General features: G+C 47.3%; 13 protein-coding genes. 1 reads left to right on the top strand and 12 read right to left on the bottom strand.

Features of this window, described 5'->3' with window-relative positions:
- Positions 1-31: 31 nt before the first annotated feature.
- Positions 32-2,230 carry a bifunctional alpha,alpha-trehalose-phosphate synthase (UDP-forming)/trehalose-phosphatase gene (locus JHJ32_RS00350; protein ID WP_079717401.1) on the top strand — a complete coding sequence of 733 codons (2,199 nt, stop codon included), beginning with the start codon at positions 32-34 and terminating at the stop codon, positions 2,228-2,230.
- Here the strand turns inward: JHJ32_RS00350 and JHJ32_RS00345 are convergent.
- The 12 genes from JHJ32_RS00345 to JHJ32_RS00290 form a co-directional block, all read right to left on the bottom strand.
- The gene (locus tag JHJ32_RS00345) at positions 2,220-4,007 is read right to left on the bottom strand and encodes a glycoside hydrolase family 15 protein (RefSeq protein WP_200119104.1); all 1,788 of its coding nucleotides are present in this window, start codon (positions 4,005-4,007) and stop codon (positions 2,220-2,222) included. The two genes, JHJ32_RS00350 and JHJ32_RS00345, sit on opposite strands and share 11 nt — an antisense overlap.
- A gap of 117 nt (positions 4,008-4,124) precedes the next feature.
- The gene (locus tag JHJ32_RS00340) at positions 4,125-4,904 is read right to left on the bottom strand and encodes a metallophosphoesterase (RefSeq protein ID WP_200119103.1); all 780 of its coding nucleotides are present in this window, start codon (positions 4,902-4,904) and stop codon (positions 4,125-4,127) included.
- 8 nt (positions 4,905-4,912) lie between these two features.
- The gene (locus JHJ32_RS00335; protein ID WP_079717404.1) at positions 4,913-5,641 is read right to left on the bottom strand and encodes a nucleotidyltransferase; all 729 of its coding nucleotides are present in this window, start codon (positions 5,639-5,641) and stop codon (positions 4,913-4,915) included.
- A gap of 121 nt (positions 5,642-5,762) precedes the next feature.
- Positions 5,763-6,260 carry a GNAT family N-acetyltransferase gene (locus tag JHJ32_RS00330; protein ID WP_200119102.1) on the bottom strand — a complete coding sequence of 166 codons (498 nt, stop codon included), beginning with the start codon at positions 6,258-6,260 and terminating at the stop codon, positions 5,763-5,765.
- Positions 6,261-6,263: 3 nt separating this feature from the next.
- Positions 6,264-6,824 (bottom strand): hypothetical protein, encoded by a 561-nt coding sequence (locus tag JHJ32_RS00325; protein ID WP_079717406.1) that lies wholly within the window; start codon positions 6,822-6,824, stop codon positions 6,264-6,266.
- Between the two features lie 16 nt (positions 6,825-6,840).
- Complete coding sequence (locus JHJ32_RS00320; RefSeq protein WP_200119101.1) at positions 6,841-8,022, bottom strand: M20 family metallopeptidase; 1,182 nt, start codon at positions 8,020-8,022, stop codon at positions 6,841-6,843.
- A 99-nt stretch (positions 8,023-8,121) separates the two neighbouring features.
- Positions 8,122-8,562 (bottom strand): SPOR domain-containing protein, encoded by a 441-nt coding sequence (locus JHJ32_RS00315; protein ID WP_200119099.1) that lies wholly within the window; start codon positions 8,560-8,562, stop codon positions 8,122-8,124.
- A 23-nt stretch (positions 8,563-8,585) separates the two neighbouring features.
- Entirely contained in the window at positions 8,586-11,876 is a 3,291-nt protein-coding gene (gene secA / locus JHJ32_RS00310; protein WP_200119098.1) for a preprotein translocase subunit SecA, read from the bottom strand.
- A gap of 152 nt (positions 11,877-12,028) precedes the next feature.
- On the bottom strand, positions 12,029-12,910 hold the full coding sequence (locus JHJ32_RS00305) for a menaquinone biosynthesis family protein (RefSeq protein WP_200119097.1): 882 nt from the start codon (positions 12,908-12,910) through the stop codon (positions 12,029-12,031).
- Positions 12,911-13,187: 277 nt separating this feature from the next.
- Positions 13,188-13,964 (bottom strand): 5'/3'-nucleotidase SurE, encoded by a 777-nt coding sequence (gene surE / locus JHJ32_RS00300; protein ID WP_200119096.1) that lies wholly within the window; start codon positions 13,962-13,964, stop codon positions 13,188-13,190.
- Between the two features lie 70 nt (positions 13,965-14,034).
- A complete protein-coding gene (locus JHJ32_RS00295; protein ID WP_200119095.1) occupies positions 14,035-14,220 on the bottom strand; it encodes a CsbD family protein in 186 nt (61 codons plus the stop codon).
- A 137-nt stretch (positions 14,221-14,357) separates the two neighbouring features.
- Positions 14,358-15,746 (bottom strand): OmpA family protein, encoded by a 1,389-nt coding sequence (locus tag JHJ32_RS00290; RefSeq protein WP_200119094.1) that lies wholly within the window; start codon positions 15,744-15,746, stop codon positions 14,358-14,360.
- Between the last annotated feature and the right edge of the window lie 371 nt (positions 15,747-16,117).

Genomic DNA, 16,117 nt, shown 5'->3' with positions numbered 1-16,117 from the left:
GCAGGCGCGTAAACTTAATTTTTGAGGTAAAGTGAGCAAAACAATCATTGTATCCAACCGGTTGCCCATCAAAATCATTGAGGAAGGTGATCATTATACACTGCAACCCAGTGAGGGAGGATTGGCAACAGGCCTCGCCTCCATACATGCGGAGGGCGAAAACAGTTGGATAGGATGGCCCGGCGTATCGATAGTCGATGCAGACCAACGGGCCTATTTTACATCCGCATTGAAAAAAAAGCGACTGGTTCCCCTCTTTCTGGATGAGGAAGAAATCAAAGGATTCTACGAAGGATTTTCCAACGAGGTCTTGTGGCCTATTTTCCATTACCTTCCATCCTACGCCAATTATGACCTCAGCAATTGGGAAATGTATGTGCGGGTCAACGAGAAATTCAGGGATCTTATCCTTGAACATGCCGATCCGGATGACACGATTTGGGTGCACGATTATCAACTATTATTGCTTCCCGGATTGCTAAGGAAAGTTCTACCCGAAGCATCCATCGGTTTTTTCCAGCACATCCCTTTTCCTTCGCAAGAGCTCTTCCGCCTTATTCCTTGGCGAAGGGAACTACTGGAAGGCATGCTGGGTGCCGATTTGCTCGGCTTCCATACGTTTGACGACGTCCGCCATTTTATCAGTTCGGCTACCCGCCTTACTTCAACGAACAACAACTCAAACCGATTGGAGGTGGATGATCGGACCGTTTTTGTAGAGCCTTTTCCCATGGGTATCGACAGTAAACGGTTTTCTGCCCTGTCGTCCGAGGAACCGGTGTTGAATCGGATTGCCGAGCTGAAAGCCAATTTTGCCGATCAGAAAATCATTCTTTCTATTGACCGTTTGGATTATAGTAAAGGTATTACACAACGACTTGAAGCATTTGATTTGTTTTTGGAGGAGAACCCCGATTTCCATAAACGGGTGACGCTGTATATGGTCGTTGTGCCATCCCGTGATACCGTTCCGCGGTACCGCGAACTCAAGGATCAGATCGATCGCTTGGTGGGCCACATCAATGCAAAATATGGTGCGTATGATTGGTATCCAGTAGCCTATTTTTACCACGGGTACCCGGTCGAAGAAATTTCGGCGTTGTATAATGTAGCAGATATCTGCCTGGTCACCCCCATGCGCGACGGCATGAACCTGGTCAGCAAAGAATATGTCGCCAGCAGAAATGACGAAACCGGTGTACTCATTCTCAGCGAAATTGCAGGAGCCGCTAAAGAGCTCATTGATGCCCTTATCGTCAACCCGAACGACATCCACGATATCCGCGATGCGCTGTTGAATGCTCTGAATATGCCAACAGCCGAGATGAAAAAGCGCATGAAAGCCATGCGTGAGCTTGTATTTAAATTCAATGTACAACACTGGGCAACATTATTCATGAACAAACTACAAGAAACAAAAAACGTACAATCCACTACCAAAGCGCGCCTGGTCGGCGCAAATATCGAACAACAAATCATTGACCAATACCGACGCGCCAGTAGCAGGCTACTCCTACTGGACTATGACGGTACGCTGGTGGGATTCCAAGATGATATTGATAAAGCTTCGCCAGATGAAGAGCTTTACCAACTGCTCGATGCGCTGGAAGCTGACATGCATAATCATTTGGTTATCATCAGCGGGCGCAAACATAGTACGCTCGAAAAGTGGTTTCAGGGGAGACCCTATAGCTTGGTGGCCGAACATGGGGTTTGGACAAAAGAGCCCGATGCCGATTGGCGATTGAAAAGTGGGCTCTCCAATACTTGGAAGGAAGAGGTAAGTACACTCATGGAATCGTATGCAGACCGAACGCCAGGTGCTTTCGTGGAAGAAAAAAGTTTTTCGCTGGCTTGGCATTACCGCAAAGTACAGCGCGATTTGGGCACATTGCGGGCGCACGAGCTCATTGACAACCTACGCGATTATTCGGCTGCCTATGGCTTACAGCTGCTGGATGGCGACAAGGTGGTGGAAATACGGAGTGCGGAAGTAAACAAAGGCCGGGCAACCTTGGATATCCTTCATGAAAATCGGTACGACTTCATCTTGTCGATAGGTGATGATCGGACAGACGAGGACACCTTTCAGGCACTGCCAACGGAAGCATGCACCATAAAGGTTGGTACCGAAGTGTCTGCGGCGAAGTTCTATTTGAAACGGCAACGCGATGTACGCGTTTTGCTGACCAAGCTTGTAGCATCGAACAAACCACCTGTCACCCAATAAATATGGGTTGGTCAAGCTTCATCGAAATGCGGTAAGCAGCATTCATCAGGCCAACATGGCTATACGCTTGAGGAAAGTTGCCCCATTGGCTTCCATCAGACTCGTCGACGTCCTCACTGAATAGCATGAGGTGATTGGCGTAGCTCAACAATCGTTCGAAGGTAGCCACGGCTTCATCCACGCGCCCAACGCAGGCCAATGCCTCCACATACCAAAAGGCACAAATCAAGAAAGTTGATCTCGGTTTACCGAAATCATCCGAATGGAGGTATCGATAGAAAAGACCCTCCGGGGTCTTCAGTTCACGTTCCAGCGCAGCAAGGTGGTTTTTGGCCCTTTCTGATGCTGGATCCAGATAATGCATCATAATCAGTTGCAATGTGCTGGCATCAAGATGAGGGCTTCCGGCCGCATTGGTATACACTTGTCGCTCTGCATCATAACAGGCTTCAATATGTTGGGCAGCCCGTTGCATCAGCGCTTCGGCTTTGCTGACCATCTGCTGGTCACCAATCGTCCTTCCAATCTTGCAAGCAGCTGCACATCCAGCCCATTGAAAGAGGTTCGAGTAGCAATGGTGATTGGCAAAATTGCGGAATTCCCAGATTCCGGCATCCTTCTCATCAATGGTCTTCCCAATCTTCTGCAGAATGTAATCTACCCAGCGCCCGGCGTCCGAACGTTCGTTAAACACAAAGCGGTAATCGGTATACAAGGGCAATAGGGCAATCATCGCCTGTCCGTAAACATCGTTTTGGATGTGTTCGTACGCTTGGTTTCCTATCCGCACGGGCTTATTCCCTTGGTAGCCCGCCAAATCGTCCAAAATTTGCTCCGTCAATTCAAACTGACCATTTATGCCATAAAGTGGCTGAAGCCTGCCGGTATCCGAATGGGTGATATTGGTGATGTAATTGGCATAGTGCTCCATTTCTTCGAATTGTCCGATATGGTTCAACGCCGTGATGACATAATAGCTGTCGCGCAGCCAGCAATACCGGTAGTCCCAGTTTCGGCCGCTCCCCGGATATTCGGGCAAACTTGTGGTACTCGCCGCAATGATGGCTCCGGTATCTTCGTACTGATGGATTTTCAGCGCCAATGCAGAGCGGATTACCGCCGATTGGTAAAAAGAGGATATCGTGGCGTGCTTAATCCAGGTGCGCCAATAACCTATGGTCTCCCGAAGAAAGTGTTCGACCGTACGTTCAAGGGGCGCTTCGAGCGGCTCGCCATAGGTAAGAACAAGGTACTTGGTTTCACTCAACACAAAAGACTCGTCGCCGAAAAAATGACTCACCGGAACATTCGTCGTCAAACGCATTTGCTCGACGCCATTATTGAAGCCCACATGATTGCTTCCCCGGTATTTGTCAAACGAACGCTGTCCGTACGCACTCACCGGATCACACACTACACGGATGCGAGGCCGGCTTTCCAAAGGCTCGATTTTCCGGATAAGCATCAATGGCTTGAAATAGCGCTCATATTGCCTGAATCGGGGAGCGAAATCCGTAATCCGGTAACTGCCGTCGGTCGTTGTAATCTCTGTACGCAGCACATTCGTGTTTTCGATATAATATTGCTTACTGCTAAACTCGTTGACCGGCTGTATGGAAAACCGACCGCCTTTGGCGGTATCCAACAAGCTGCCGAAAATAAATGAACTATCGAAAGATGGCCAACATAACCAGGAAATATTCGTGTCTTCTTGAATGTGCGCCAAATAAGCACAGTTGCCAATGATTCCGCTGTTATAGACGTGCCGTTTATCCATGTACCGATTAGTTTAGTTAGGTGTAAGAAAAAGCGTTTTAAATATGTAGTGTTCCCCAAAAATAATAAAACCGGAGCGAATACCAAGAAAGACGGGAATAAAGTTGGGACGGTAGACTCACTTAATCGGTGCTCCCGCTGGTTCTTCCAGTATGGCTTCCACTTCCATGAGATGAAAAGGAACGGATTTACCTAAGCGGGCTAAAATAGGCAATGATACGTTCCATACTTTGGTACCATCCGGAGTTTGGCCCTCATATTTGCCCATATGCGCGTGCCCATGGAACACCGCTTCCACCTTGGTCCGCTGCAGCGGCTCCAGCAACCTGGAAGATCCCAAAAATGGATAGATCTCCAACGGTTCTCCTTCTACGGTTTCTGGAATAGGCGCATAATGCATGATGGCTATTTTGGGTATTTCCCCTCGGTGCTGCCCTAGCCGCGACAATGCACGCTCCAGCTTGAGCCCTTCATCAACCGCTTCCTGGACAAAGGATTTCATCATATCCTCTCCGAATCGGGATAACATCCTTGGTCCAAACCCACCTCCGAATCCTTTAATACCTGCAAACCCGATGCCTGCAATGACCGTCGATTCACCATCCAGCACCTGCATATTAGCTTGCTGAAGTACTTCTTTGATAATTTTATGACGCCCTTTCTCATAATCGTGATTACCCAATACGCCAACCAAAGGAATTGAACTTCCTTTCAGCTCTTCGACAAATAACGCAGCCTCATCTTCGTCGCCCGTATCGGTGATATCGCCGGCTATGACAAGAATGTCTGCCTCTTTATTGATAACCGAAAAATAGTCCTTCCATTTCCCACGGTCTGTTTCGCGGACATGAAGATCACCTATCGCAGCTATCCGTATTGTTCTTTTTGCTGTTTCCATAAGCTTGATTACACTGTCATTATCGTATATGCTTTGTAATTCCACAACTTAATATCTATCTCATACTGCGTCTGGTCAATCAAGGGACCCCGGCACACTTTTTCCTGAGAAGGAGGCAAATCATATTGCTCTTTTGCCCGGCTAATCAGATCATGAAACAGCCAATCCGGTATAATATTCCGGTAATCGGAGGGGTATACAAATTGAAAAATTAATAGTTGAGCCAACAACAAGTGCCAATGAGTGTCCAGCCTTTTCCACAGCCGTGGCCAGTCCAGCCGATGTCCGGCTTTTAACAGCAGGTGATTGACGTCCGCACTGTCATTACGCTCCCGATTTTGAACATATATTTTACACCAGATCAGCTCTTCGGGCGGAATAAACTTGACCGGCATACCATAGAAGTCGCCCTCCTCTGCATAGGTAAACCAGGTGTCATCTACTTTACAGATATTGTTTACCGTATCGAAAATGATGTCAATAAAATAATCGTCTTTAAACACCTTCGCAAGCCACCTCGAATCAGTCAGCTCCGTGCGGTATCCATTATCTGCGAAACACTTCAGTATTTTCGGATATTCCTGCGGAAGGCAAAAAATATCCAAATCCTTGGTTGCCCGGTGCACATCGGTATAGTGGACAACCGCATGGCCGCCCCCGATCATAAAATCACATTGATTATTCTTCAACAAGGTCAACGCATCACAATAAAAGGCTGTTACTTTTTCGTTAATCATTCGCTTATAACCTATAGCTCCCCTGATCGGATAAGCTTCTCTGTTGAGAGACAATCTTCAGGATGCCATTGTTTGGAATTACTCCAAAAAAGCAGCATAAACGAGGATAGCCGGATTAACGTTACAGTTTTTTTTGCATGATATAATCGTCCAGCACATAGCCGTGATAGGGAATTTTTACAGCTTCGACAACGGCAAAACCTTGCCGTTCATAAAACGCTTTTGCTGGATTGTACCGATACACATTTAATTCCAGGCAATTGGCGCCAGCGACCAATGCGTGTCGGGCGACATGATGTATCAGTCGTTGCCCTATTCCGTGCCCTTGCACAGCGGGGAGGATATACAGTTTTTCAATGCGCATGATGTCCGTAGCCGAAGGCTTTAGCCGGAACCCTACAAAACCTACGGCTGTACGCTCCATTATGGCTAACGAGAAACGCTGGCCGGCGTCCATTTGTTGCTGCAATCCATCTGCTGAATAAATATTCTCCAACATTAGGCTGATTTGCCCCGGGGATAAAAGGCCGCCATAGGCGGGCCACCAAATTTCATGAGCCAGCCGATGAATGGTCGGTATGTCGGCCGTTGCTGCAGCTTGGATGGTGATATCATTCATGACTTATAAACATTCGCCTACCAATCCATACTGTTCAGCAAAATGGATGGCATAAAAACCGTCCTTCGCCGTAATGTAGTGGTTTTCACCTTGGCGTATCAATCCAAGCGTATGAGTTACTGCCGTGTACACATAGACCGGTTCGCCCTGAGGTTTCCATTTACGAAACCCCGACTTGACGGCAAATATGCGTTTGCCATCACCCAATACCGTTACATGAATATCGATATGCCTGAATAATGATACGTCAACGTCGGCATCATTGGAGATAATGTTAGCCGCCTTACAGCCCCTCCCAACCAAATATGTCAATGCTGTATCTAAAAAGGTACCATCAATGGGTAAAATGAGAACATGATCCTGAGGCAAGTCCAGTTGCTTGTCAGTGATGAGGACATCAACCTTGATGCCCTTATCAATGACGGACTGAGCATTTTCATGATGGGTGACTACAATCGGATTCCATTCCAGCAACTGGTTGAGCTGGGGTCTTGTTACTCCCTCGGTATCGACGATGATCAACGCTGGTTCTTGGTCTTCCTTGACAATGTGATGCGAAGACATGGCTAAAGCACAAAAGTTAATTACCTAACTGGCGTAATGCTATATAAGCCATCAGGCCCGTGCTTATCGCCAACGCCTGCTCATCAATATCAAATGTGGGCGTGTGTACGGCAGCGGTTATCCCTTTGGCTTCATTGCCCGTACCCAGACGGTAAAAACAAGCATCAGCAACCTGTGAATAATACGCAAAATCTTCGCCCGCAAGCCAGAGATCAAGATCGACCACATGCTCTTCGCCAAGGAATTCCACAGCATATTCCCGTACCCTGGCGGTCAGTTGTTCTTCATTGACAAGGAATGGATAGCCTACACGAACTTCAAAATCGCAGGTACCGCCCATGCTTTCGGCAATGCCGGAAGCAATTTTCTTCATTTGTGCATGCGCCTCTTTACGCCACTTTTCGTCAAACGTACGAAACGTACCTTCCATGTAGACTTCATTCGGTATCACATTGGTAGCACCATTTGCAACGACTTTGCCTATCGATAATACGGTGGGCATTTTCGGATCGGCAATGCGGCTTACTACCTGCTGCAATGCAGTGATAATATGCGCAGCAATTACTACCGGATCAATATTTTGCTGCGGCTGGGCTCCATGCCCTCCCTTGCCTCTTACAGTCACATACAGTTCATCAGTAGATGCCATGTACTTACCTGCGCGGAATCCAACCTTGCCGACAGGAATCAAAGGCATTACGTGCTGTCCGATCACAGCCTGCGGAGCAGGGTTCTGCAAGACGCCTTCCTTAATCATCAGGCTTGCGCCTCCCGGCAGCCGCTCTTCACCCGGCTGGAAAATCAGTTTGACCGTGCCGCCAAAGTCAGCTTTCAATGATTGAAGGATATGGGCTGTTCCCAAGAGTGAAGCCGTGTGTGCATCATGCCCGCACGCGTGCATCACGCCTTCATGTTTTGATCCATATATTCTGCCGGCCACCTCGGTAATGGGGAGCGCGTCCATGTCAGCGCGCAAAGCCACCACGTTGCCCGACGGCCGGTCACCGACTATCTCGGCCACCAATCCGGTATTGGCCATGGACCGATAAGGGATCGCCAAACGTTCCAATTCTGCCCTTACAAATGCCGATGTCTGGTATTCTTCAAACGATAATTCGGGGTGCTGGTGGAGGTGTCTGCGCTGGGCTACGGTTTGCTCAAAAATTTGGGCGGCAAGAGTGCCAATCTTATTTTTCATTCGAGTAATTTGTTTTTACACGGCAATGAAGCTTGCATAAATTACTCATATCCTTTTGTTTATGGCAATTTATGCAGGTTTCATCTTTCGCGTTGCCCTTTATTGATAAATATAAATCTCCTCGGTAAAGATAAATACATTGTTGAATTGCTTACGCAATCCTTGCATAAGCTCCTGGGCTTCTGCACGGCTCCTGAAATCTCCCACCTTTACCCGGTAATTGGGTTCTTCGTAAGTAACATACGTATCAATGTCTTTGTACAGCCTCCTGAAACGCGCCTGTTCGGCATACGCCTCGGTGCGGTTAGACCCCGAATAGATCTGAACGCGAAACCCCATGGCTGTTGTACGCGTGGCGTTTTTCTTGTCCACCGGGGGTCTATTGGCCGTTGCAGCGGTGATATTGGTACCTTTTCGACTACGCTGCATCAGGCTGATCAACGGATCCGCCACAATCTCCACATCGCCGTTTTGCTGTGCACGGCCCACCATGCAGCAGGCGACGACCAATAGTCCGGCAAATACAAAACTTCTTACCATTATCCTACCCATTTTTATATTGCTTATGCCCCGTGGCAATTTTTATATTTTTTACCACTACCACATGGACAAGGATCATTTCTTCCAACTTTTTGCTCATTACGAACCGGCTGGGTACGTTGCACCTCACGGGTATCCTCAACGGGGGCACCACCGCCCGACGCGACCAACTCGGGCTTCGAGGTCCTCACCTTAGCCTCCTGCCGGGGTAATGGGCGTGCTTCGCGGACATCCTGTGGTTGCTGATTAGGAATTTCGCCTTTGAATAAGAACCCGATAATATCTTTATTCATATTGACCAACATCTGCTTAAACAGGTTGAAGGCCTCCATCTTATAAATGATAATGGGATCCTTTTGCTCGTACACGGCATTTTGTACGGACTGCTTCAACTCATCCATATCCCTGAGATGCTCTTTCCAAGCTTCGTCTATTAACGCAAGGACCACACCTTTCTCAAAGGACTTGAACACTTCTTTTCCACCGGATTCTACCGCTTTTTTCAGGTTGGTTGCCACCTGTATACCTCTTAGCCCGTCCGAAAAAGGGACGACGATATTCTCTATTTGCCCACCCCTGGCAGCGAACACATCCGTTAATACCGGCAGGGTTTGCTTTGCTATCTTATCGCCTTTCTCGCGATAGTAGCCGATGATCTGGGCAAACAGTTTATCGGTAAGCGCAGCGATATTGCTGTGAGCGAACTCGTCTGCATCAATTTCCGGATCCAACGAAAAAATCCGGATTACTTCCAACTGAAAGTCTTCGTAAGTACCCGACTCCTTATAGGTTGCCACGACATCCTCTACCACATCGAAAATCGTGTTGTTCAAGTCGACATCCAAACGTTCGCCAAACAGCGCATTTTTACGCTTCGCATAAATGACTGTTCGTTGGGAGTTCATGACGTCATCATATTCCAACAGTCGTTTACGGATTCCAAAGTTATTCTCTTCTACTTTTTTCTGCGCTCGCTCAATGGATTTGGTAAGCATGCTATGCTGCATCACCTCACCTTCTTGCACACCCATGCGAACCATGATATTCGAAATACGCTCAGATGCAAACAACCGCATCAACGGATCTTCGAGTGATACGAAAAACTGGGAAGAGCCGGGATCGCCTTGCCGTCCTGCCCGTCCACGCAACTGTCGGTCTACGCGGCGAGACTCGTGACGCTCCGTGCCGATGATTGCCAAACCGCCAGCCTCTTTCACGCCCGGCCCAAGCTTGATATCGGTACCCCGGCCTGCCATGTTCGTTGCGATTGTTACCATGCCCGCCTGCCCTGCCTCAGCGACGATATCGGCTTCGCGTTGGTGCAATTTGGCATTCAGCACATTGTGCTTAATACCCCGAAGCTTGAGCATGCGGCTCAGCAATTCGGAAATTTCTACTGAAGTAGTACCCACCAATACGGGACGGCCCTCTTGGGTAAGCCGTTGAATTTCCTCCGCCACGGCATTATATTTTTCACGCGCCGTGCGATAAATGAGATCATGCCTATCTTCACGTTGCGTTTGCACATTCGTCGGAATTTCCACCACGTCCAGCTTATAGATCTGCCAAAGCTCACCGGCCTCGGTAATTGCCGTACCGGTCATCCCGGCTAGTTTGTGATACATCCGGAAATAATTTTGTAACGTAATGGTCGCATAGGTTTGTGTCGCATCTTCTACCTTTACGTTTTCCTTGGCCTCGATCGCCTGATGCAAGCCATCCGAATAACGGCGCCCCTCCATAATCCGGCCTGTCTGCTCATCGACAATTTTCACTTTGCCTTCGTCAATGATGTATTCATCATCCCGCTCAAAGAGGGTATAAGCCTTCAGCAATTGATTGACAGAATGGATACGTTCGGACTTAACCGAAAAATCGCGCATCAGCTCTTCTTTTTTGGCTAATTTTTCTTCAGGGCTTAATCCGGACTTTTCTATCTCAGCGACCTCAGTCCCTACATCCGGCATGATGAAGAAATTGGGATCTTCACCCGAAGACGTGATAAGCTCGATCCCTTTCTCGGTCAGCTCCACCTGATTGTTCTTTTCGTCAATAATGAAGTAAAGCTCGGCATCCACTTTGGGCATGTTCTTGCTTTGCTCCTGCAAGTAATAATTTTCTGTCTTCTGAAGTACTTGCCGGTTGCTGCCCTCGCTAAGGAATTTAATCAGCGCCTTGTTTTTCGGCAAACCACGGTGGGCACGTAAAAGCGCAAGCCCTCCCCCTTCTACACTTGTATCACCAGCGGCAATGGCCTTTTTTGCTTCATTCAACACCCCGTTTATAAACGCCTTCTGGGTATTGACCAAGCGTTCTATACGCGGTTTCAACTCATAAAACTCATGCTGATCGCCCCGAGGAATCGGGCCGGAAATAATCAACGGTGTACGCGCGTCGTCTATCAACACCGAATCCACTTCGTCTACCATGGCAAAGTGCAATTTCCGTTGCACCAACGCCTCGGGAGACTGCGCCATGTTATCGCGCAGATAATCAAACCCGAATTCATTATTGGTACCAAACACGATATCTGCTGCGTACGCATTGCGCCGGGCTAGTGAATTGGGTTGATGCTTATCAATGCAGTCTACCCGCAGTCCATGAAATTCAAACAGCGGGCCGTTCCACTCGGAGTCACGGCGTGCGAGGTAATCGTTTACCGTCACGATATGCACCCCTTGACCAGATAACGCGTTTAAGTAGGCCGGAAGTGTGCCGACCAGTGTTTTACCCTCTCCCGTGGCCATCTCCGCAATCTTGCCCTCGTGAAGTACGATACCGCCGATAAGCTGCACATCGTAGTGTACCATGTTCCAGGTCACCTCATTGCCGGCAGCAGTCCACTTATTTTTCCAGATAGCTTTATCCCCAACAACCTGTACATGCGGTTTTGATGCGGCTATTTCGCGGTCAAAATCCGTTGCAGTGACTTCCAACTCCGTATTTTCAGTAAACCGCCGGGCGGTTTCTTTCACTACGGCAAATGCCTCGGGAAGTAGCTGCATCAAAACTTCCTCCAACTTTTGATCGCGATCTTTGCCTAATTTGTCTACCTTGTCATAAATCGCTGTCTTCTGGGACATGTCTACCCCTTCCTGCTCAGCATCTGCCTTTAGTCCTGCGATTTCCTTGTCAATATCAGCAAGGTAATCACTTATCCGTTGCTTAAAGGCTGCGGTTTTTGCCCGGAGCTCGTCATGAGTCAAGCTTTCAAGTTTTGGATATTCGTCCTTGATCTTGGTCAACAGCGGCTGAATATGTTTAATATCGCGATCTGACTTACTGCCAAATATTTTACTTAAGAATGTTAACATTTGCTAATTGTTTACTGTATGATATACCAATGGTCAATAATAGCACCAAAATGCAATACCGCCATTATGGCATATTGGGCAAAGTTAGTTATTAGATTTGAAATTTGGGATAGGAGATGTGAGATAGCCTGGTAATGGAAATGCCACGCAAGTTAGGACAAAAACAAATCGTTGGTCGGCCGAGGTACCACACCAAGCTCCCAAGCCTTATCAAACAAGGTCTGTATAGCGAGCCGGCCTTCTGCACCAAGGGTTCGTGAAAAACGATTGACGTATAATTCAATGTGCTTATATAGGACATCCTCACTCATTTCTTGCGCGTGCGAACGGATGAAATCGATGCCGGACGTTGGGTTGGCAAAGGCGTATTCCACGCTCCTTCGGATAGTTCGTTCAATACGGCGCTTTACTTCATCAGGCAATTGCCGTTTGACGACAATTCCACCCAATGGTATAGGAGCTTGCGTCATTTTCTCCCAATAATCACCCAAATCGATCACCTTGTGCAAGCCTTTATCCTGATAGGTAAAACGGTTTTCATGAATAATGAGTCCCAGATCAATACTTCCCTCAACCAAAGCCCGTTCAATATCAGAAAACACCATCTCCCGTTTATTTTTCAATCCGGGAAAAGCTAGCCCCAACAGGAAGTTAGCGGTGGTATACCGCCCGGGTATCCCCACTATAAGGCCGTCAGCAGGTGATGGGCCGATAGACGAGGCATGTTGGCCTACGGCAACGGCAGACAACTGCTCCGCCAGCTCGGAACGCCGGCAAATAAGCAGCGGCCCTACGCCAAACCCCAATGCACTTCCCGCGTCAAGCAATACGTAATGCGGCACTGCGTAGGCGTACGCATGGTAGCTCAGCTTAGTAACTGCCAATTCTCCCTGAAACGCTTTCTGGTTCAACGTTTCGACATCTTCATAAAACACCTCAAACTCCAGCCCTTCCGTATCGATTTTATGATGGATAAGTGCATCAAAGATAAACGTATCATTGGGGCAAGGAGAAAAACCAAGAGATAGTTTCATGTTATCGACAGCTTTTCGACAATAATTAACAACAATGCTGCTGCAAAGGTAACCAAAATCACGCCGCGAGCGCTTCGTTCCAGCTCATTCCGATAAAAAAAACGCACAAGTAACAGGTTAATTAACGCTGCAATGACATATAATGCCGTTGGCCTATCGCCGATGGTTATACGCTGTGAATCAAACCACAGGGTCAATACATATGCAATTGCCGGGGCCAAAAACCCGATTGCACAACCAAACAAAAACGAATTCCTTTGTAGTTTCGATATATTCATCAGCCGCTAACGTCAAAATTCCAGGAGTTGAGCTCAGGTATGGCATAGTGGGCAGTCATATCGAATTGCACCGGCACAATCGAAGCATACCCCTGCTGTAAAGCCCAAACGTCAGTATCTTCGCCACGATCGCGAAGCTGGAATACTCCTGTAAGCCAATAATAGCTCCGGTTGCTCGGGTCTGTCCGTTCCTCGAATTCCTCTGCCCACTTTGCATCGGCCTGCCTACAAATTTTAATCCCCCTGATATTTCCTTTGGGAAAATTTACGTTTAATAAGGTGCCTTTCGGCAACTTGTTGGCCAAGACCTGCTCAGTCACCGCCCGTACGTAGGGCCTGCACCTTGTAAAGTCCGCGTCGTATTCCAAGTCGTCATACGAAAACCCGATGGAGGGAATATCCTCAATAGCACCCTCTACCGCTGCCGACATGGTGCCTGAATAGAGCACATTAATGGAATTATTGAGCCCATGATTAATACCCGACACACAGATATCAGGCTTCCTGCCCTTAAACACCTTGTTCACGGCAAGCTTGACACAGTCTACAGGGGTGCCAGAACATTTATACATCTCGACCTCCGGATAAATATAAATACGGTCTATACGCAGTGGCTTGCCAATCGTAATGGCATGCCCGGTACCGGATTGGGGGCCTTCCGGCGCCACCACCGTCACATCACCGATTTTCTGCATTTCCTCAATCAATACTTTGATACCGGGTGCTGTAATCCCATCATCATTAACGACGAGTATAGCAGGTCTTTTCTTTGTCATGGGACGAAGTTAAAAAGAAAAGCGTTACGGACAATATCCGTAACGCTCCTCCCTCAAAGTTGGCAATGATTTACAAACTATTGAGCCAATTGACTACTTCATCCCGCGCCTTACCGGTCTTTTTTTGGAGACGGCCAATCAATTCGTCCTCCTGGCCTTCTTCATATAACAAGTCGTCATCCGTTAAGTCCGCGTACTGCTGTTTAACCTTCCCTTTCAATTCATTCCAATTTCCTTTTAACTTCAAGTTGCTCATAGTCGTATCATTTTAATTATCACTCTACCTAATAAACAACAGCGCACACCAAAAGTTTTAAGAACAATTTGGATAACAAAAAAAAGCGGCTACCTATACGGCAACCGCTTTTTTTATCAAGTTCTTAAAAGACTTGCTTATTTTTTGATTTCAACGCGACGGTTAAGCACGCGGCCTTCTTCCGTTGCGTTAGAAGCAATCGGAGCTGATTCACCGAAAGCTTGAACATTGATTTTAGCTGCGTCCACACCAGAGTTAACCAAGTATTGTTTCACGGAGTTGGCACGGTCTCTTGACAAGTTCAAGTTGTAAGCTTCAGAACCTTCAGCAGAAGCATGGCCGTCCAAGGTTACTGTTGCACCGCTTTCACGCAATTCAGAAGACAACCGGTCAAGGGTAGCGTAAGACTCTGTCTTCAACACTGAACTGTCGAATTCAAACTGGATGTTTGGATACGTACCAGTTACCTCTTTTACTTCGGGCTCTGGGAATTTAATCGGACAACCAGCGCCATCTACCTGCGTACCTGCAGGTGTGCCTGGGCATTTGTCGAACTTGTCAGATACACCGTCACCATCTTCGTCGCGGCTCAACTCGTCAACAAGGCCTTCCAAGGTAGAAACCCGTTGTTTCAACGCTTCAAGCTCGTTACGCAACGAAGGATCTTTCAACTCGTCATACAGTGTAGATACAGGGTTGTGCCAAGTCAAATCCGGTTTTGAAGAAGAACCCAAAGAGAATTCCAAACCAGCATAAGTGTACGAGAACTTGTCGTTCGTAGCACGGCCATTTACCGGTCCGTACAAGGTCTTGTCGTCAACAAAGTTCATGGTATAGCCCAAGTTTAAGGCTACCCGATCAGACAATTTAAATTTCATGCCCACGCCAACAGGGATGTTGGTCGCTCTCTTGAAATCTTTGTCACCTGTCAACTCTGCTCCGCCATCACGTTCTTGACCCCAGTTACCTTTGTTATCCCAAGCGCCTGTAGAACCGTCTGCATCGGTATAACCTACTGGGTTGTAGGCCAACATACCGAGACCAACACTGGCATAGAAATTAACCGCATTTTCTCTTCTCAAGAAATCGATAGTTGCGAATTGGAATACACCGTTAATGCTGGCAGAATATTGTACCGAAGTCTCAGCAGATTCATATCCTGCTGGATCTACTCCTGGCCAAGATGGGTTGTAGTAAGTCTTAGCACCACCTTCATTATGCGCGAAAATACGTCCACGGTTTACAGCACCTTCCAATCCAAACCAGCTTGAAAACTGCTTACGGAGGGTAATGCCATAGTATTCACGTAGCTTATATTCAAAAAAGCCTAACTCTTTTCCAAAAGAATTAGAACCACCGATAATTACTGATGGGGTTGTAAAACCACCATTAACACCAATTGTCCACGTTCTGTATTGGGATCTTCCTCCAAATACAGTCGGCTCCTGTGCCTGTGCTGTCTCAGCAAACCCTAAGGCCGCAACGAGCGAGCAAGCAACCGCCGTTTTGATTGTAGAATAATTCATACTCTGTTTTTTTAAGGTTAAAAATTTTTAATTGTCTAATTTTTCGCAAAAATAACCAATAGTTTGATTCACGCAATATTTGCAAATACTATTCCAGTTTTTCCCATTTTTTTGATTTTGTAAAAAAAACGGCCTAATAACGTGTTCAGACGTATTGATATAAAGAACTTATTCAACTATTATACAGCTACTTAAATAGGCTGCTTGGCTCTGTTGAAACCGAATCCATCCCTCCAGCTGCATTGTTTTTCGCATGAAAAGCTCCGGAATGCCTTCCAACATCACCTACCATTTACCCTCCAGCATGTCCTCTATAATGGTCAGTCAGGCAAAAAACGATGTAAATCTATCAATAAATCGCATTGTTTCCT

The sequence above is a fragment of the Parapedobacter sp. ISTM3 genome (genome assembly GCF_016533505.1).
In the GTDB taxonomy this organism is placed as follows: domain Bacteria; phylum Bacteroidota; class Bacteroidia; order Sphingobacteriales; family Sphingobacteriaceae; genus Parapedobacter; species Parapedobacter luteus.
This window is presented reverse-complemented; position numbering and strand designations above follow the sequence as displayed.